We start from the raw sequence: 17,080 nt of genomic DNA, 5'->3' as shown, positions 1-17,080 counted from the left end.
CGGGCTGCAGTGCGGAAGTCGAATGCTACGGCCCGGCGTCCCCGGGCGGAAGGGGTCTGCTTCCGATGGCACGCCGGTGTGGACCCGCGACGCTGGCGCCGTTCAGGCGAGCGTCGGCCCTGCGGCCGTCACGCCGCACCGCTGGCCGTCAGCGGGTCGTAGTCCGGCGAGCGCAGCAGCTCGTGCAGCTGGCGTCGGCGCACACCCATGTTGCCGCCGTCGAACAGCGGGAGCACCAGGGCGTCCTGGAGCATGCCGGCCAGCGGCAGGTCGTGGTCGTAGCTGTCGATGCCCACCACGCGCATCAGGTCGGTGATCACGCGCACCGCGGTCTCGGAGCCGTAGATCTTGGCCTGCAGCGCCAGCTCCAGCGCCGCGGGCGATTGCGTGTCCAGCGCGTGGCACGCGCGCCAGTTGAGGTAGCGCGAGGCTTCGATGGCGGTCTTGGCATCGGCCAGCGCATACCCCACGGCCTGGTGCTCGATGATCGGAACGGCGCCGCCGCGGCATTGGGTCTTGGCGAAGTGCAGGGAGAAATCGAAGGCCCCTTGCATCAGGGCCGTGCCGAACACGCCGACCAGCGCCGCCGTCGCCGAGAAGCTGGCGGCCACCAGGCCCTTGCCGCTGCCCACCGGGCCCAGCACGTTGGCCTGCGCGGTGCGCACGCCCTCGAGGCGAAAGCGGGGCGTGAGGTGCGCGCGGTGGCCCATCGAATCGTGATAACGCTCCACCACGATGCCGCCCTCGGGCCGGGGAACAACCAGCACCGACAACCCGCTGTCGGGCGACGCGTCGGGGTCGGTGCGGCACACCACGCACAGCAGGTCGGCGCCTTGCTCGTCCCATCCGGTCGCGCTCGAAATCCACTGCTTGGTGCCGTCGATGACCCACTGCCCGCCCTCGAGCCGGGCGCGCGTGCGCGTGCCTTCGCCAGGGGCCGCGGCATCGAAGTTGGCGCTGCCGCCAGGCTCGCTGTTGCACAGGGCGGCCAGTGGTGCACCGGAGCCTTCCAGGAACGGCCCGAGAAACGCCTTCTGCTGCTCGGGCGAGCCGCCGATCGTCACGGGCAGCAGGCCCAGCAGCGTGGCGAACATCGTGAGCGACACGTTGGGGTCGACGCGATAGAACTCCTCGGCCACCACGGCCATGTCCAGCATGCCCGTGCCTTCGCCGCCGAACGGCATCGGGATGATGCGCCGCAGAAAACCGGCCTTCACCAGCTTCTCGTAGAACGGACGCGTGGCGACGAAGCGCGCCAGCGGCGTGGGCAGGTGGCGCGTGGCCGGTGCGACCTCGGTCAGTACGCTGCGCGCGAAACGGCGAGCCGACAGTTGCAACTCGCGCTGCGCGGGGGTGAGGGTGAAGTCGATCGGCATGGTGTCTCCGTTGTAGGTCTGTCCGGCTCGCGGCCCCAAGGTCGCAGGGCGGATGCGCCGGGTCGGCGGAATTGTCTGCCGGGGTCGGCCGCACCGCCTTCGCGAACATTCGCGATGCCGGCGGGCGCGTCAGGCCCTGCCCGAGGAGATGCGTGTCAGTGCGGACACGCGTGCGCATCGGCGCGGAGCCCGGCCACACAGCCTCCACGCGAACCATTGAAGTTCGCTCGACGGCGGCGAAGCACGACCCCCGCATCGCCCAGCGTGGCGCTGGGCCCGACGTCAGGAGCGCTTGGCGGAGGCGCCGTGCAGCGTGCCGTGCACGTGCCCCGCGTGCTGGCCGAAGGTCTCGGGTGCGAGCGCGGCCGTGTCCAGCTCCTGCAGGATGCCGCAGGCGCTGGCCGATTCGGGGCCGCCGCACTGCAGGCGCAGCGCCTTCAGCTGCTTTTCGAGCGTCTTCAGCTCGGCGATGCGCGAGGCCACGTGGCCGATGTGGTCGTCCAGCAGCTGGTTCACCTCGCCGCAGTCGTCCTGCGGCGCATCGCGGAATTTCAGCAGGCTGCGGATCTCGTCGAGCGTCATGTCCAGCGAGCGGCAGCGGCGGATGAAGCCCAGGCGCTGGGCATGCTCGTCGTCGTAGATGCGGTAGTTGCCGTCGGTGCGCGCGGGCGCGGGCAGCAGCTGTTCGCGCTCGTAGTACCGGATGGTTTCGACCGGCGTGTTCGTGGCCTTGGCCAGTTCACCGATTTTCATGATGCGGCATCTCAAGGAAGTGGCAATCAACGGTTGACTCTACACCTGCTTCAGGGTTTCCAATGGAACGCATGACGAATCAGACCACCCTGAATCAGCCGGTGCCACGCGCTGCCCCGCATGACCACGCCCATGACCACGGGCACAGCCACGGACATGACCACGGGCACGACCACGCACACGATCACGCCCCCGCCGCGCCGGCAACGGCCTGCTGTGGCAGCCCCGTGTGCGGCAGTGCGCCGGCGTCGGCCGAGCCGGCCGACCTGCCGAAGGGCGCCGTGCTGTTTCGCATTCCCACCATGGACTGCGCGGTCGAAGAGTCCGAAATCCGCCGCGCCCTCGAGCCCGTCGCGGGCGTGAAGGCCCTGCGCTTTCGCCTGAGCGAACGCACGCTGGCCCTCACCACCGAAGACGGCGCGCTGCCCGCCGCGCTCGACGCCATCCGCCAGGCCGGCTTCAAGCCCGAGCCGGTGGCATCGTCGGCGGGGCAGAAGGCCGAGCCCGCGCGCTTCGCTGGCATGTCGACCGGCCTCGCGCGCCTCGTCGCCGCGCTGGTGCTGGCCATCGCGGCCGAGACCGTGTCCTTCCTCGCGCTCGACGGCGTGGGCTTCATGGCCGCCGAGATGGGGCTCGCGCTCGCGGCCATCGCGCTGGCCGGCCTGGACACCTACAAGAAGGGCTTCGCCGCGCTGGTGCGCGGGCGCCTCAACATCAATGCGCTGATGGCCGTCGCCGTCACGGGCGCTTTCATCATCGGCCAGTGGCCCGAGGCCGCGATGGTGATGGCGCTGTACGCCATCGCCGAGCTCATCGAGGCCCGCGCCGTCGACCGCGCGCGCAACGCCATCCAGAGCCTGCTCGCGCTCGCGCCCGAACAGGCCGAGGTGCGGCAGCCCGACGGCAGCTGGCAGACCGTGCGCGCCGACGCGGTGGCGCTCGATGCTGTCGCGCGCATCCGCCCCGGCGAGCGCGTACCGCTGGACGGCGTGGTGCTCGAAGGCACCAGCGCCATCGACCAGGCGCCGGTCACGGGCGAGAGCATCCCGGTCGACAAGGCCGCGGGCGATGCGGTGTTTGCCGGCACCATCAACCAGACCGGCGCGCTGGTGTTCCGCGTGACGGCCGTGGCGGCCAACACCACGCTCGCGCGCATCATCCACGCGGTCGAAGAGGCGCAGGGTTCGCGCGCCCCCACGCAGCGCTTCGTCGACAAGTTCGCCGCCATCTACACGCCCACCGTCTTCGTGCTGGCACTGGCCATCGCGGTGCTCACGCCGTGGCTGCTGGGCTGGACCTGGGTGCAGGCCGTCTACAAGGCGCTGGTGCTGCTGGTCATCGCCTGCCCGTGCGCGCTGGTCATCTCCACGCCCGTGACGGTCGTGAGCGCGCTGGCCTCGGCCGCGCGGCGCGGCATCCTCATCAAGGGCGGCACCTATCTCGAAGAGGCGCGCAAGCTCAAGGCCGTGGCGCTCGACAAGACCGGCACCATCACCGAGGGCAAGCCCAAGCTGGTCGAGTCGGTGCTGATCGACAAGGCCGGTGGCGATGAAGGCGCGGTGTACGCGCTGGCGGCCAACATCGCCGGCCGTTCCGACCACCCGGTGTCGAAGGCCATCGCCCAAGGCCTGGGTGGGGCGGTCGAAGAGGTGAGTGACTTCACCGCGCTGCCCGGACGCGGCGTGCAGGCCACGCACGCGGGCCAGACCTACGTGCTGGGCAACCACCGCTTGATCGAAGAGCGCGGCCTGTGCTCGCCGGCACTCGAGGCCGAGCTGAAGCGGCACGAAGAAGCCGGCCGCACGGTGACGCTGCTCGCATCGGACACTTCGGTGCTGGCGTTGTTCGCGGTGGCCGACACCATCAAGCCCTCGTCGCAGGCGGCCGTGGCCGAGCTGCGCGCGCTGGGCGTGACGCCCGTGATGCTCACCGGCGACAACACCGCCACTGCGAAGACCATCGGCGCGCACGCCGGCATCGACGACGTGCGCGGCAACCTGTTGCCCGAAGAAAAGCTGGGCGCCATCCAGGCGATGCAGCAGCGCTACGGCGCCGTTGCGATGACCGGCGACGGCATCAACGACGCCCCGGCGCTCGCCAGGGCCGACATCGGCTTCGCCATGGGCGGCGCCGGCACCGACACCGCGATGGAAGCGGCCGACGTGGTCATCATGAACGACGACCTGCGCCGCATCCCCGAGACCATCCGCCTGTCGCGCCGCTCGCATGCGGTGCTGTGGCAGAACATCACGCTCGCACTCGGCATCAAGGGCGTGTTCTTCGTGCTCGCCGTGTTCGGCAGCGCGACCATGTGGATGGCGGTGTTTGCCGACATGGGGGCGAGCCTGCTGGTGGTGGCGAACGGGTTGCGGTTGATGCGGACCGAAAAGCAGGAATAGCGCAGCGCGGAGGAGGCGGCCTCGGAGAAGAGGGCTGAAGCGAGCGTCTGCCGGTCAACGCCTCACTCGGCACGCCAGACGAGGTGCAGGTCGCCATCTACGAATCCCAGAGAGACCGCGCGAGCAGCCTTCAGGCGCGAAGCGCCCGCAGACGCGGCGTCCAGGTAGCGAAGAATCATCTGCGAGATGGCCTGCAGGCCTGCCTCCCAGTCTGGCCCCACCGCTTCGCTCGCGATCTCGAAACGTGGCGATGAGGACATGAAGATGTCGTCGCACGCCCAGTCGGAATCTTCCGGGTCGTAGGTTGGAGCACCCACGAGTTCGAGGTCGTAGGTCGTCGAACTGTCGTAGAGGTTGAAGTGAAAAGCGGCGATGCCTTCAGGCAGCGGCGCAGACAAGACGGAATCGATCCAGGCGGCCAGATCGGCGAACAGAGGGGCGTTCATGAGGCTGAAGTGGCTGAGTTTTGGATCATGCGCATTCGGATTTTTAGCACGGCCTTGAGGCGTCTGGGCTCACCCGCGCGCCGCCCACGTCTCCAACGGCCCCCGCGCCGCGTTGCACATCTGGATCGAGCCGGGCACGCCGAACTAACATCGGGCGAGTTTTTTCCCCAGGCCTCACGACCGTTCCGCCCATGTCCGTCACCACCCTCCTGCTGCAACTCGTCGTCATCCTCACCACCGCACGCCTCTGCGGCTGGGTGCTGCGCCATGTGGGGCAGCCGAGCGTGGTGGGGGAGATGGCGGCGGGGCTGATGCTCGGGCCGGCGGTCATGGGGCTGCTGTTCCCGTCGCTGCACGCGCAGCTGTTCGCCAAGGAGTCGCTGCAGGGGCTGTCGTCGCTGGCGACGGTGGGGCTGGTGCTGTTCATGTTCGTGGTGGGCCTGGAGCTGCGGGCCACGCGCAACATGCGCGCGCAGCTGCAGGCGGCCGGCGCGGTGGGCGTGCTCAGCGTGCTGGTGCCGCTGGTGCTGGGCCTGGCGATCTCGCCGGCGCTGCACCCCACGCTCGCGCCGGCCGGCGTGGGCTTCTGGCCCTTCGCGCTGTTCATGGCGGCGGCGCTGTCGATCACGGCCTTCCCGGTGATGGCGCGCATCCTGAAAGACCGCGGCATGACGCGCACGCCCTTCGGCCAGCTCTCGCTGAGCGCGGCGGCGGTGGTCGACGTGTTCGCGTGGATCCTGCTGGCCTTCGTGGTCGCGCTGGTGGGCACCAGCGACGGCTACGCAGGCCTGATCAAGATCACGGTCGGCGTGGTGGTGATGCTCACGGTGCTGTTCCTCGGGCTGAAGCCGGCCTTTGCGTGGCTGCTGCGCGTGAAGGCGCCCGACGGCGAGCCGTCGACCACGCTGATGGCCGCGCTGATGATCGGCCTGTTGGTCACGGCGCTGCTGACCGAGTGGCTGCACCTGCACGCGGTGTTCGGCGCCTTCCTGTTCGGCGCCTGCCTGCCGCGCGACGACCGCCTGCTGCGCTCGCTGAGCGAGCGCATCGAGCCGATCTCCATCGTGGTGCTGATGCCGCTGTTCTTCGCGCTCGCGGGGCTGGGCACCACGGCCAACGCGTTCTCGGGCGCCAGCCTGGGCGCGATGCTGCTGATCGTGGGCGTGGCCACCGTGGGCAAGATCGCGGGCGGCGCGGCAGGCGCGCGCATCGCCGGCTACAGCTGGCGCGACAGCCTGGCCACCGGCTCGCTCATGAATGCGCGCGGGCTGATGGAGCTCATCGTCATCAAGATCGGCCTGGACGTCGGCCTGATCGGCCCCGAGCTCTTCACGATGCTGCTGGTGATGGCGCTGGCCACCACCGCGATGACCGGGCCGCTGATGACGCTGTGCGTGGGCCGCAAGCCGAAGCCCGCCGAGACGGCGGCGCACGCCGAGCCCTGAAGCCCTTCAGCTGCTGCGGCGCACGCTGAACCCGATGCGCGTCTCGCCGCTCTGGCTCGACGCGAACACCTGCCCGCCGTGCATGCGCGCGATCGCCTCGACGATCGACAGGCCCAGCCCGTGGTGGCGCGTGGAGCCGTCGCGCGCCTGGGCCGCGCGGTAGAAGCGCTCGAACAGGCGCGGCAGCGCCTCGGGATCGATCGGCGCGCCGCGGTTGATCACGGCGATGGTGTGGTGTTCTCCGCCAGGGGCGGCCGCAATCTCGATGCGCAGCGTCGAGGCCGGTTCGGCAAAGCGGATCGCATTGCCCAGCAGGTTGAAGAGGGCGCGCCGGATCAGCCCCGCGTCCACCTCGGCCACGGCCTCGCCATGCACCTCGGCACGCAGGCCGGCCTCGTCGAGCATGGCGTCGTAGAAGTCGATCACGTCGCGCGCCTGCTCCGCCAGGCTTACCGGGGCCATCGAGCGCGCCGAGGTGCCGCGGTCGGCCTTCGAAAGAAACAGCATGTCGGTCACGATGCCCGACAGCCGCCCCATCTCCTCGAGGTTGGAGGCCAGCACGGCCTGCAGCTCCTCGTTGCTGCGCGGGCGCGTGAGCGCCACCTCGGTCGAGCCCAGCAGGTTGGCCAGCGGCGTGCGCAGCTCGTGCGCCACGTCGGCGTTGAACGACTCCAGCTGCACGTAGGCGCGCTGCACCCGTGCCAGCAGCGCGTTGAACTGCGTGATCCAGGGCCGCAGCTCCTGCGCGAAGGCGCCGGGGTCGATCGACTGGTGGACGTGGTCGGGCGTGATGGCCGCGGTGCGCTCGGCCAGCGCCTTCAGCGGCCGCAGCCCGCGCCGCACCAACCACATGCCGGTGAGCGACACCAGCGCCGTGCCCAGCAGCACCGCGCCCAGCAGGGTCCAGGCCAGGCGTTCGAGCAGCCGGGAGTCCTGCGCGATGTTCACGCCGACCTGCACCGACAGGTCGGTGTGGAAGTCGCCGTTCTGCCAGGGCACCACGATGGCGCGCCGCAGCCAGCGGCCCTGCGGCGGCGGCGTGGACTGGAACAGCGGCTTGCCAGCGTTGGCGATCGACAAGGTCACGTCGTCCTGCATCGAAAAGAAGTCGTCGAGCTTGTGGCGCAGAAAGACGAGGTCGCCGCCTTTCTCGGCCTCCTTGAGCAGGTGCTCGACGAGCACCGTCTTCTGGTCGAGCGCGTCGCGCTGCTTGGCGCCGAAGCTCCAGGCCGTCACGAGGTAGATGGCCAGGCAGATGATGCTCAGGCCGGACAGCGTCTGCGCGGCGAACCAGAACGAGAGCCGGCTCTGGATCGAATGCGGCTTCGGGCTCATGCCCAGGAGCGGTCTTCGAGTACGTAGCCCATGCCGCGGACGGTGTGCAGCAGCTTCACGTCGAAGGGGTCGTCGATCTTGCTGCGCAAGCGACGGATCGCCACCTCGACCACGTTGGTGTCGCTGTCGAAGTTCATGTCCCACACCTGCTCGGCGAGCGTGGAGCGCGACAGGATCTGCCCGCGCCGGCGCAGCAGCACCACCAGCAGCGTGAACTCCTTGGCCGTGAGGTCCAGCCGCGTGCGGTTGCGCATGCACTTGCGGCTCACCAGGTCCAGCTCCAGGTCGGCCAGGCGCAGCACCGTGGGCTCCTGCGTCTTGCCGCGCCGCAGCAGCGCCTGCACGCGCGCCAGCAGCTCCGAGAAAGAGAAGGGCTTCACCAGGTAGTCGTCGGCGCCTTGCTGCAGGCCCTGCACGCGGTCTTCGACCTTGTCGCGCGCGGTGAGCACCAGCACGGGCACGTTCTTCGTGCGGCGAATGGCCTGCAGCACGGCAAAGCCGTCGATGCCGGGCAGCATCACGTCCAGCAGCACGAGCGCGTAGTCGCCCTCGGTGGCGAGGTAGCGGCCTTCGATGCCATCGCGGGCGATGTCGACCACGTAGCCGTTCTCTTCCAGCCCCTTTTTCAGGTAATCGCCCAGTTTGGGTTCGTCTTCGATGACAAGAATTCGCATGGTACGGATCGTACCCAAGGCCTTTCGAGACGCTGGTTACGATTTAGTAATCCTATTGAAGGACAAAGCGCCGACACGCTGTCGTACAGTGGGCCGGGCCCTCGGTTCGCAGGGCTTTTCTTGGTCGGCGCGCCACGCCCCGTCGATATACTTTTGTCAACAATGCGCCGCTGGCTCCTGATTTTCCTGCTGTTTCTCTTGCCTTTCCAGTACAGCTGGGCGGTGTCGGCAGCCTATTGCCTGCACGAAGGCGACAAGGGAAGCGGCCACTGGGGCCACCACGAGGACGAGCCGCGCGGCACCGACCGTACTCACGCGGGCGACGGCGCCAAGAAAGACAGCACCCGCCAGCCCAACGCGGCGGTCGGCCATTGCATCGTTGCCCACTTCGGGCAGGCCCAGCATGCGGACACCGCCGCCGCGCTGCCGGCCGAATCGCCCATCGCCTCGCAGGCGCTGCGCGCCGCTTCCACCGAACGCTTCGCCTCGCACATCGCCGAAGTGCCGGTGCGTCCCGACTGGTTGCTCGCCGCCTGATTCGGCGAGAGCACAGCCCCTTTTCTTTTTCTGATCTCACTCATCAGCTGAGCGCTCCTCGCCGAATTCGTCCGTCCGTTGTTTCGCAACCCAGGAGAATTCGATGCGCACGCTTTTCGTGCCGCTGGCCGTGTTGGCCTTGGCGGTACCCCCGGCCTTTTCACAGCAGACCCCGCAGGCGGCCGGTCCCTCGTCGTCCCTGTCGGCACCCGCCCGCACGCTGGAGCCCGAAGGCCCGCTGACCCTGCGCGCCGCCGTGGCGCTGGCGCTGCAGGCCAACCCGGGCCTGTCGGCCGCGCGCCATGAACAGGCCGCCGCCGACGGCGCGGTGGTGCAGGCCGGCGCCTGGCCCAACCCCACGCTCGACACGCAGCTGGAGGACCTGCGCCGCAACAACCGCACGACCACGCTGCAGCTGAGCCAGCCCCTGGAGCTGGGCGGCAAGCGCGCCGCGCGCGTCACGGCGGCCGAGCGTGCGCGCGACCAGGCGGCGTCGGCGCTGTCGGCGCGGCGCGCCGAGCTGCGCGCCGCGGCCGTCACGGCCTTCTTCGACGTGCTGACCGCGCAGGAGCGCCTGCGCCTCGCGCAAGACTCGGTGGGGCTCGCGCAGATCGCCACCCGCGCCGCGGCCAACCGCGTGGCGGCCGGCAAGGTGTCGCCGCTCGAAGAAACCAAGGCGCGCGTGGCCGAGGCCGGCATCCGCGTCGAACTGCTGCAGGCCGAAGGCACGCTGCGCGCGTCGCGCCAGCTGCTGGCCGCGCTGTGGGGCAACCCGGCACCGCGCTTCACGCAGGTGGACGGCGCGGTCGACCAGCTGCCGGCCCAGGCCGCCGCGCCCGAGGTGGCGCGTCGCCTGCCCGATGCGCCCGTGCTGCGCCAGGCCCGGCTCGAGGTCGAGCGCCGCCGCGCGCTCAGCGACCTGGAGCAGGCCAAACGCATTCCCGACGTGACCGTGTCGCTCGGCGTCAAGCGCGTGCCCGCGTCCGAAGGCGAGGGCGGCGAGGCCGTGAGCAGCAGCCGGCGCAACCAGGTGGTGGTGGGCCTGTCGGTGCCGCTGCCGATCTTCGACACCAACCGCGGCAACATCGCCGAGGCACTGAGCCGCGAAGACAAGGCGCGCGACGAGCTCGCCGCCGCCGAGCTGCAGCTGGGCGCCGACGTGGCCCAGGCCAGCGAGCGCCTGCGCTCGGCGCGCGCCACGGCCGAGACGCTGCAGCGCGACGCACTGCCCGGCGCCGAGACCGCCTACCGCGCCGCCACCAAGGGCTTCGAGCTGGGCAAGTTCAGCTTTCTCGAGGCGCTCGACGCGCAGCGCACGCTGTTCCAGGTGCGCAACCAGTACCTCGTCGCGCTGGCCGAGGCGCACCGCGCGGCCGGCGAGCTCGACCGCCTGCTGGGCACGGAGGGCGACGACATCGCCTCGAACGCGACGCCGAACGCGACGCTGAACGTGCCGCCGATCGCGCGCTGAAGAAGAACACCGAACCGATTCCGACCATGACCACACCACACAACCGCACCACGTCCTCCGGCCGCAAGCAGTGGATCGCCATTGCCGCCGTCCTGCTTGCCGGCCTCGTCGCCGGCGCGCTCATCCTGCGCACCGCGCCGTCCAAGCCCGAGGCGGGCGGGCACTCGGAGTCCGCCGGCCATGCCGACGGCGAGCACCACGAGGAAGACAAGAGCCACGCCAAGGGCAAGGAAGACGACCACGGCCATTCGCATGACGAAGGCCATGGCGACAAGGAGCACCACGCGGAAGAGGGCAAAGACGCCGGCAAGGATGCGGGCAAGGCGCCCGGCAAGGAAGCGCCTGCATCGGCAGAGCCCCAGAAGGCCGCCGCCAACGCCCACAAGGAAGACGAGGAAAAGATCCCCTTCACCGACGAGCAGGTCAAGGCCGCCGGCATCGCGATCGACAGCGTCGGCCCGGCGCGCATCAAGACGTCGCTGCAGCTGCCCGGCGAGATCAAGTTCAACGAAGACCGCACGGCCCACGTGGTGCCGCGCGTGGCGGGCGTGGTCGACAGCGTGTCGGCCAACCTGGGCCAGGAAGTCAAGCGCGGCCAGGTGCTGGCCGTGATCTCCAGCCCCGCGCTCTCGGAGCAGCGCAGCGAGCTGCAGACCGCGCAGCGCCGGTTGGCGCTGGCACGCACCACGCACGACCGCGAGAAGAAACTGTGGGAAGAAAAGATCTCGCCGCAGCAGGACTACCTGCAGGCCGAGCAGGCCATGCAGGAGGCGCAGATCGCCGTGGCCAACGCCAACCAGAAGCTGCTGGCGCTGGGCGCCACGCCCGGCTCGTCGGCGCTGGGCCGCTACGAGCTGCGCGCACCCTTCGACGGCATGGTCGTCGAGAAGCACATCTCGCTGGGCGAATCGGTGGGCGAGGCGGTCAACGTGTTCACCATTTCCGACCTGTCGACCGTGTGGGCCGAGATCAGCGTGCCCGCCAGCAACCTGAACCTGGTGCGCATCGGCGAGGCCGTGACCATCCGCGCCGGTTCCTTCGACCAGGCCGCGCGCGGCACCGTGTCGTACGTGGGCTCGCTCATCGGCGCGCAGACGCGCACTGCCACCGCGCGCGTCACGCTCACCAACCCGCAGCGCACCTGGCGCCCGGGCCTGTTCGTGAACGTGGAGCTGGTGGCGTCGGAGGCCGATGCGCCCGTCACCGTGTCGGCCGAAGCCGTGCAGACCGTGGACGACCAGCCCACCGTGTTCCTGCGCGTGCCCGGCGGCTTTGTGCCGCAGCACGTGAAGACCGGCCGCAGCGACGGCCAGCGCATCGAGATCGTGGGCGGCCTGAAGCCCGGCGCGGCCTATGCGGCCAGCGGCAGCTTCGTCGTGAAGTCGCAGCAGGGCAAGAGCTCGGCCACGCACACCCACTGAGGACGACCGCATGTTCGAACGCATCATCCGCTTCTCCATCGAGCAGCGCTGGCTGATCCTGCTGGCCGTGCTCGGCATGGCGGCGCTCGGCGTCTTCAGCTACCAGAAGCTGCCCATCGACGCCGTGCCCGACATCACCAACGTGCAGGTGCAGATCAACACGTCCGCGCCCGGCTACTCGCCGCTCGAAGCCGAGCAGCGCGTAACGTACCCCATCGAGACCGTCATGGCCGGCCTGCCGGGCCTGCAGCAGACGCGCTCGTTGTCGCGCTACGGCCTGTCGCAGGTCACGGTGATCTTCAAGGACGGCACCGACATCTACTTTGCGCGCCAGCTCGTGAACGAGCGCATCCAGTCGGCGCGCGAGAGCATGCCGCCCGGCGTGTCGCCGGTGATCGGGCCCATCTCGACCGGCCTGGGCGAGATCTACCTGTGGACCGTCGAGACCGAAGAGGGCGCGAAGAAAGCCGACGGCAAGCCCTACACACCCACCGACCTGCGAGAGATTCAAGACTGGATCATCAAGCCGCAGCTGCGCAACGTGCCGGGCGTGACCGAGATCAACTCCATCGGCGGCTACGCCAAGGAGTTCCAGATCGCACCCGACCCTGCCAAGCTGCTGGCGCACGGCCTGACGATGACCGACCTGGTCACCGCGCTGGAGCGCAACAACGCCAACGTGGGCGCGGGCTACATCGAGAAGCGCGGCGAGCAGTACCTCATTCGCGCGCCGGGGCAGGTGAAGTCGGTGGAAGACATCGGCAACGTGATTCTGGGCAACGCCGGCGGCATTCCGCTGCGCGTGTCCGACGTGGCCGAGGTCGGCATCGGCCAGGAGCTGCGCACCGGCGCCGCCACCGACAACGGCCGCGAGGTGGTGCTGGGCACGGTGTTCATGCTCATCGGCGAGAACAGCCGCACCGTCTCGCAGGCGGTCGACAAGAAGATGCAGGAGATCAACCGCACGCTGCCCGCGGGCGTGAAGGCCGTGACGGTGTACGACCGCACGGTGCTGGTCGACAAGGCCATCGCCACCGTGAAGAAGAACCTCTTCGAGGGCGCGGTGCTGGTGGTGGCGATCCTGTTCCTGTTTTTGGGCAACATCCGCGCGGCCATCATCACCGCCACGGTGATCCCGCTGTCGATGCTCTTCACCTTCACCGGCATGGTGAACCAGAAGGTCAGCGCCAACCTCATGAGCCTGGGCGCGCTCGACTTCGGCATCATCATCGACGGCGCCGTGGTGATCGTGGAGAACTGCGTGCGGCGCCTGGCGCATGCGCAGGAGAAACACGGCAGGGCGCTCACACGCAGCGAGCGTTTTCATGAAGTGTTCGCGGCCTCGCAGGAGGCGCGCCGGCCGCTGCTGTTCGGCCAGCTCATCATCATGATCGTGTACCTGCCGATCTTTGCGCTCACCGGCGTCGAGGGCAAGCTGTTCCACCCGATGGCGTTCACCGTGGTGATTGCGCTCTTGGGCGCGATGATTTTGTCGATCACCTTCATCCCGGCCGCCGTGGCGCTGTTCATCGGCAACAAGGTCGCCGAGAAGGAAAACCGCCTCATGCTGTGGGCCAAGCGCGGCTACGCGCCGCTGCTGTCGCGCGCGATGAATGCCAAGCCGTTGGTCATCACCACCGCCGTGGTGGCCGTGGTGCTGTCGGGCCTGCTGGCCACGCGCCTGGGCACCGAGTTCGTGCCCAGCCTGAGCGAAGGCGACTTCGCCATCCAGGCGCTGCGCATTCCGGGCACCAGCCTCACGCAGTCGGTCGAGATGCAAAAGCAGCTCGAGCGCACGCTGAAAGACAAGTTCCCCGAGATCGAGCGCGTTTTCGCGCGCACCGGCACGGCCGAGATCGCGTCCGACCCGATGCCGCCGAACATCTCCGACGGCTACATCATGCTCAAGCCCGAGAGCGAATGGCCCAAGCCGAAGCGCACGCGGCCCGAGCTGCTGGCCGCCGTGCAGGAAGAGGTCGAGAAGCTGCCGGGCAACAACTACGAGTTCTCGCAACCGATCCAGCTGCGCTTCAACGAGCTGATCTCGGGCGTGCGCAGCGACGTGGCCGTGAAGATCTTCGGCGACGACATGGACGTGCTCAACCAGACCGCCGCGCAGGTGTCGAACGCGCTGGGCAAGGTGTCCGGCGCCGCCGAGGTGAAGGTGGAGCAGACCACCGGCCTGCCCATGCTCACCGTGAACATCGACCGCCAGAAGACCGCGCGCTACGGCCTCAACGTGGGCGACGTGCAGGACGCCATCTCGACCGCCGTGGGCGGGCGCGAGGCCGGCACGCTGTTCGACGGCGACCGCCGCTTCGACATCCTCGTGCGCCTGCCCGAGACCCTGCGCACCGACCTGGACGCCATCCGCCGCCTGCCGATCGCGCTGCCCAAGGGGGCGGGCGGCGAGGGCCTGCGCACCAGCTTCATCCCGCTGGGCGAGGTGGCCACGCTCGACCTCGCGCCCGGCCCCAACCAGGTCAGCCGCGAAGACGGCAAGCGCCGCATCGTGGTGAGCGCCAACGTGCGCGGGCGCGACCTCGGCTCCTTCGTGGCCGAGGCCGAGGAGGCCATGCGCGCCGTGCGCATTCCGCCGGGCTACTGGACCGTGTGGGGCGGCCAGTACGAGAACCTGGCCTCGGCCACGCAGCGCCTGCAGGTGGTGGTGCCCGTGTCGCTGCTGCTGGTGTTCACGCTGCTGTTCGCCATGTTCGGCAACCTGAAGGACGGGCTGCTGGTGTTCACCGGCATTCCGTTCGCGCTCACCGGCGGCATCGTCGCGCTGTGGCTGCGCGGCATTCCGCTGTCGATCTCGGCGGCGGTGGGCTTCATTGCGCTGTCGGGCGTGGCCGTGCTCAACGGGCTGGTGATGATCTCGTTCATCCGCAACCTGCGCGAGGGCGGCCTGCCGCTGGACGAGGCGATTCGCGAAGGCGCGCTCACACGGCTGCGCCCGGTGCTCATGACCGCGCTGGTGGCCTCGCTGGGCTTCGTGCCCATGGCCATCGCCACCGGCACGGGCGCCGAAGTGCAGCGCCCGCTGGCCACCGTGGTCATCGGCGGTATCCTGTCGTCGACCGCGCTGACGCTGCTGGTGTTGCCGCTGCTGTACCGCATCGCGCACCGGCGCGATGAAGACGAGGTGCAGGAAGCCAACGCAGAGAAGCAACACGGCGCACCCCTCGATCCCGCACTGCAAGGTTCCCATGGCCCATGAGCATTCACACGCCACAGCCGTTGCTGGTGGCAACGAGAAGGCGCTGCGCTGGGCGCTGGCGCTGACCTCGACCTACCTCGTCGCCGAGGTGATCGGCGGGCTGGTGTCGGGCAGCCTGGCGCTGCTGTCCGACGCGGCCCACATGGCCACCGACACCGTGGCGCTGGCCATCTCGCTGGCCGCCATCTGGCTGGGCAAGCGGCCGGCGGACAAGCGCCGCACCTTCGGCTACTACCGCTTCGAGATCCTGGCGGCCGTGGTCAATGCCGTGCTGCTGTTCTTCGTGGCGATCTACGTGCTCTACGAGGCGTACCGGCGCATTTCGCAGCCGGCCGAGATCCAGTCGACCATGATGCTGCTCGTGGCCATCGGCGGCCTGGTGGTTAACCTCATCGGCATGCGCCTGCTGGCCAGCGGCAAGGACGAGAGCCTCAACGTGAAGGGCGCCTACCTCGAAGTGTGGGCCGACATGCTCGGCTCCGTCGGCGTGATCGTGGGCGCGCTCGTCATCCGTTTCACCGGCTGGGCCTGGGTCGACTCGGTGATCGCCGTCGCCATCGGCCTGTGGGTGCTGCCGCGCACCTGGCGCCTCTTGCGCGAGAGCCTCAACGTGCTGCTCGAAGGCGTGCCCGACGACGTCGACCTGCCCGAGGTCGAGCGCGCGCTGCAGGCGCAGCCGGGCGTGGCCGGCCTGCACGACCTGCATGTGTGGGCGCTGTCCAGCGGCAAGGTGAGCCTGAGCGTGCACGTGGTGTGCACGCCCGACGTGGTTGACCTGGCGCCACTGATGCTGCGGCTGCGCGGCCTGCTGGCCGAGAAGTTCGATATCCACCACTCGACCGTGCAGGTGGAGCGCGTGCCGTGCGAGCAGGCGGGGGAGACCCATGGGTTCGGGCCTGCGGTGACGGCGGGCTGACGCGAGGGCAGGCACAACAAAAAACGCGACAGTCGCACGGGGCAACTGTCGCGTCGGGGGCGGCGCCGATGCGGCGCCGCGTGGCCTGTCTGCAGGCTTAGAGGATGGTCACGTGGACCTTGTCTTCGACCAGCAGCTCGGCGGTGCCGGCGAGGTTGGTGTAGACGCTGTAGGTCACGCCGCCGACCGTGGCTGCATTGCCCAGGGTCCAGCCGTCGTCGCCGCCGAGCAGGTTCACATCGCCGTTGGCGCCGTTGACCAGCATCTGCACCTTGCCGTCGGGCGTGACCATGTCGCGCATGCCACCGGCGAGCACATCGCTGGCGTGCAGTGCCAGCGTGTTGCCGCCGGCGCCCAGATCGAACTTCTCGAAGCCCTGCACCTTCGCGCCGAGGGCCGACAGGTCGATGTGCATCGCCTTGCCGTCCATGACCAGGGTGTCGATGCCAAGACCGCCTTCAACGCGCTCGAAGTCGCCGCTGTTGATGCGGATCGTGTCGTCACCTGCGCCGCCATGCACCGTGTCGCCCGTGCCGACCTTCGTGAAGATGTCGTTGCCCGCGCCGCCTTCGAGGCGGTCGGCGAAGCCGAGCCTGGCGATGAGCGTGTCGTCGCTGTCGGTGTAGGCCTGCGTTGCGTGGTCGAGCACATAGGCTTCGACTTCCGGTTCGATGTGGAACGTGCCGGTCCCTGCGTTCTGCAGCGTGACCGTCACGCCTTGCTGCACCAGTAGTTCCGCGTCGAAGCCCGAGTGCTGGTAGACCTCGTAGACCACGCCACCCACCATGACGTTGGCCTTCTTGAGCCAGTCGCCCGGGTCTGTGCCGTTGGGCAGCACGTCGGACAGTGTCACCGCATCACCTGCATTGCCCTTGACCATCATCTGCACGCGGCCGTCGGCCACGAACTGGTTGATGGCGCCGTTGTTCATCACGTCGGCCAGCGACAGCTTGAGCGTGTTGTTGCCCGTGCCGGTGAGGTCGATGACCTCGACCGAGCTGACCTTGCCTGCGAGCGCGGTCAGGTCCAGCGTCTGGTTGGCGCCAGTGAGCTTCAGGGTGTCGAGCCCTTCGTTGCCCGAGACCGT

12 protein-coding genes and 1 pseudogene are annotated in these 17,080 nt (G+C 69.3%); 7 read left to right on the top strand and 6 right to left on the bottom strand.

Annotated elements, in window-relative coordinates:
- Positions 1–128: 128 nt before the first annotated feature.
- Positions 129–1,376, bottom strand: a complete 1,248-nt coding sequence (locus tag AC07SQ_RS29975) for an acyl-CoA dehydrogenase family protein (protein WP_495271627.1) — start codon at positions 1,374–1,376, stop codon at positions 129–131.
- A gap of 282 nt (positions 1,377–1,658) precedes the next feature.
- Complete coding sequence (cadR, locus tag AC07SQ_RS29970) at positions 1,659–2,129, bottom strand: Cd(II)/Pb(II)-responsive transcriptional regulator (RefSeq protein WP_095746108.1); 471 nt, start codon at positions 2,127–2,129, stop codon at positions 1,659–1,661.
- Between the two features lie 71 nt (positions 2,130–2,200).
- Between cadR and AC07SQ_RS29965 the strand changes: the two genes are divergently transcribed.
- Positions 2,201–4,528 carry a heavy metal translocating P-type ATPase gene (locus AC07SQ_RS29965; RefSeq protein WP_495271626.1) on the top strand — a complete coding sequence of 776 codons (2,328 nt, stop codon included), beginning with the start codon at positions 2,201–2,203 and terminating at the stop codon, positions 4,526–4,528.
- A gap of 62 nt (positions 4,529–4,590) precedes the next feature.
- Here AC07SQ_RS29965 and AC07SQ_RS29960 read toward each other — a convergent pair whose 3' ends face one another.
- A complete protein-coding gene (locus AC07SQ_RS29960) occupies positions 4,591–4,974 on the bottom strand; it encodes a hypothetical protein (protein WP_495271625.1) in 384 nt (127 codons plus the stop codon).
- Positions 4,975–5,165: 191 nt separating this feature from the next.
- On the opposite strand from AC07SQ_RS29960, the gene AC07SQ_RS29955 reads away from it, so the two are divergent.
- Positions 5,166–6,419, top strand: a complete 1,254-nt coding sequence (locus tag AC07SQ_RS29955; protein ID WP_070063158.1) for a cation:proton antiporter — start codon at positions 5,166–5,168, stop codon at positions 6,417–6,419.
- A gap of 6 nt (positions 6,420–6,425) precedes the next feature.
- On the opposite strand, the gene AC07SQ_RS29950 is transcribed toward AC07SQ_RS29955, so the two are convergent.
- Positions 6,426–7,754: a heavy metal sensor histidine kinase gene (locus AC07SQ_RS29950; RefSeq protein WP_495271624.1), complete on the bottom strand. Its 1,329-nt coding sequence runs from the start codon at positions 7,752–7,754 to the stop codon at positions 6,426–6,428.
- The gene (locus AC07SQ_RS29945; RefSeq protein WP_062481258.1) at positions 7,751–8,428 is read right to left on the bottom strand and encodes a heavy metal response regulator transcription factor; all 678 of its coding nucleotides are present in this window, start codon (positions 8,426–8,428) and stop codon (positions 7,751–7,753) included. Before AC07SQ_RS29945 ends, AC07SQ_RS29950 begins: the two co-directional genes overlap by 4 nt.
- 162 nt (positions 8,429–8,590) lie before the next feature.
- Between AC07SQ_RS29945 and AC07SQ_RS29940 the strand changes: the two genes are divergently transcribed.
- The 5 genes from AC07SQ_RS29940 (at position 8,591) to AC07SQ_RS29920 (ending at position 15,993) form a co-directional block, all read left to right on the top strand.
- Complete coding sequence (locus AC07SQ_RS29940; protein ID WP_495271623.1) at positions 8,591–8,965, top strand: hypothetical protein; 375 nt, start codon at positions 8,591–8,593, stop codon at positions 8,963–8,965.
- 103 nt (positions 8,966–9,068) lie between these two features.
- Positions 9,069–10,436 (top strand): TolC family protein, encoded by a 1,368-nt coding sequence (locus AC07SQ_RS29935; RefSeq protein WP_495271622.1) that lies wholly within the window; start codon positions 9,069–9,071, stop codon positions 10,434–10,436.
- A 26-nt stretch (positions 10,437–10,462) separates the two neighbouring features.
- A complete protein-coding gene (locus tag AC07SQ_RS29930; protein ID WP_495271621.1) occupies positions 10,463–11,857 on the top strand; it encodes an efflux RND transporter periplasmic adaptor subunit in 1,395 nt (464 codons plus the stop codon).
- A gap of 10 nt (positions 11,858–11,867) precedes the next feature.
- Entirely contained in the window at positions 11,868–15,077 is a 3,210-nt protein-coding gene (locus AC07SQ_RS29925) for a CusA/CzcA family heavy metal efflux RND transporter (protein WP_495271620.1), read from the top strand.
- On the top strand, positions 15,067–15,993 hold the full coding sequence (locus tag AC07SQ_RS29920; protein ID WP_495271619.1) for a cation diffusion facilitator family transporter: 927 nt from the start codon (positions 15,067–15,069) through the stop codon (positions 15,991–15,993). The genes AC07SQ_RS29925 and AC07SQ_RS29920 overlap by 11 nt, the downstream gene beginning before the upstream one ends.
- Before the next feature lie 97 nt (positions 15,994–16,090).
- On the opposite strand, the pseudogene AC07SQ_RS29915 reads toward AC07SQ_RS29920, so the two are convergent.
- Positions 16,091–17,080 (bottom strand): annotated as a pseudogene (locus AC07SQ_RS29915) (hypothetical protein); the annotation flags it as partial.

It is taken from the genome of Variovorax sp. GW821-FHT06D12 (assembly GCF_059419205.1).
The sequence above is the reverse complement of the archived record's forward strand: the minus strand, read 5'-3'. Positions and strand labels throughout refer to the sequence as shown.

What these genes read in the sequence shown, in the direction of transcription:
- AC07SQ_RS29975 (WP_495271627.1), bottom strand. Translation starts at nt 1,376, where the DNA reads ATGCCGATCGACTTCACCCTCACCCCCGCGCAGCGCGAGTTGCAACTG.
- cadR (WP_095746108.1), bottom strand. Translation starts at nt 2,129, where the DNA reads ATGAAAATCGGTGAACTGGCCAAGGCCACGAACACGCCGGTCGAAACC.
- AC07SQ_RS29965 (WP_495271626.1), top strand. Translation starts at nt 2,201, where the DNA reads ATGACGAATCAGACCACCCTGAATCAGCCGGTGCCACGCGCTGCCCCG.
- AC07SQ_RS29960 (WP_495271625.1), bottom strand. Translation starts at nt 4,974, where the DNA reads ATGAACGCCCCTCTGTTCGCCGATCTGGCCGCCTGGATCGATTCCGTC.
- AC07SQ_RS29955 (WP_070063158.1), top strand. Translation starts at nt 5,166, where the DNA reads ATGTCCGTCACCACCCTCCTGCTGCAACTCGTCGTCATCCTCACCACC.
- AC07SQ_RS29950 (WP_495271624.1), bottom strand. Translation starts at nt 7,754, where the DNA reads ATGAGCCCGAAGCCGCATTCGATCCAGAGCCGGCTCTCGTTCTGGTTC.
- AC07SQ_RS29945 (WP_062481258.1), bottom strand. Translation starts at nt 8,428, where the DNA reads ATGCGAATTCTTGTCATCGAAGACGAACCCAAACTGGGCGATTACCTG.
- AC07SQ_RS29940 (WP_495271623.1), top strand. Translation starts at nt 8,591, where the DNA reads ATGCGCCGCTGGCTCCTGATTTTCCTGCTGTTTCTCTTGCCTTTCCAG.
- AC07SQ_RS29935 (WP_495271622.1), top strand. Translation starts at nt 9,069, where the DNA reads ATGCGCACGCTTTTCGTGCCGCTGGCCGTGTTGGCCTTGGCGGTACCC.
- AC07SQ_RS29930 (WP_495271621.1), top strand. Translation starts at nt 10,463, where the DNA reads ATGACCACACCACACAACCGCACCACGTCCTCCGGCCGCAAGCAGTGG.
- AC07SQ_RS29925 (WP_495271620.1), top strand. Translation starts at nt 11,868, where the DNA reads ATGTTCGAACGCATCATCCGCTTCTCCATCGAGCAGCGCTGGCTGATC.
- AC07SQ_RS29920 (WP_495271619.1), top strand. Translation starts at nt 15,067, where the DNA reads ATGGCCCATGAGCATTCACACGCCACAGCCGTTGCTGGTGGCAACGAG.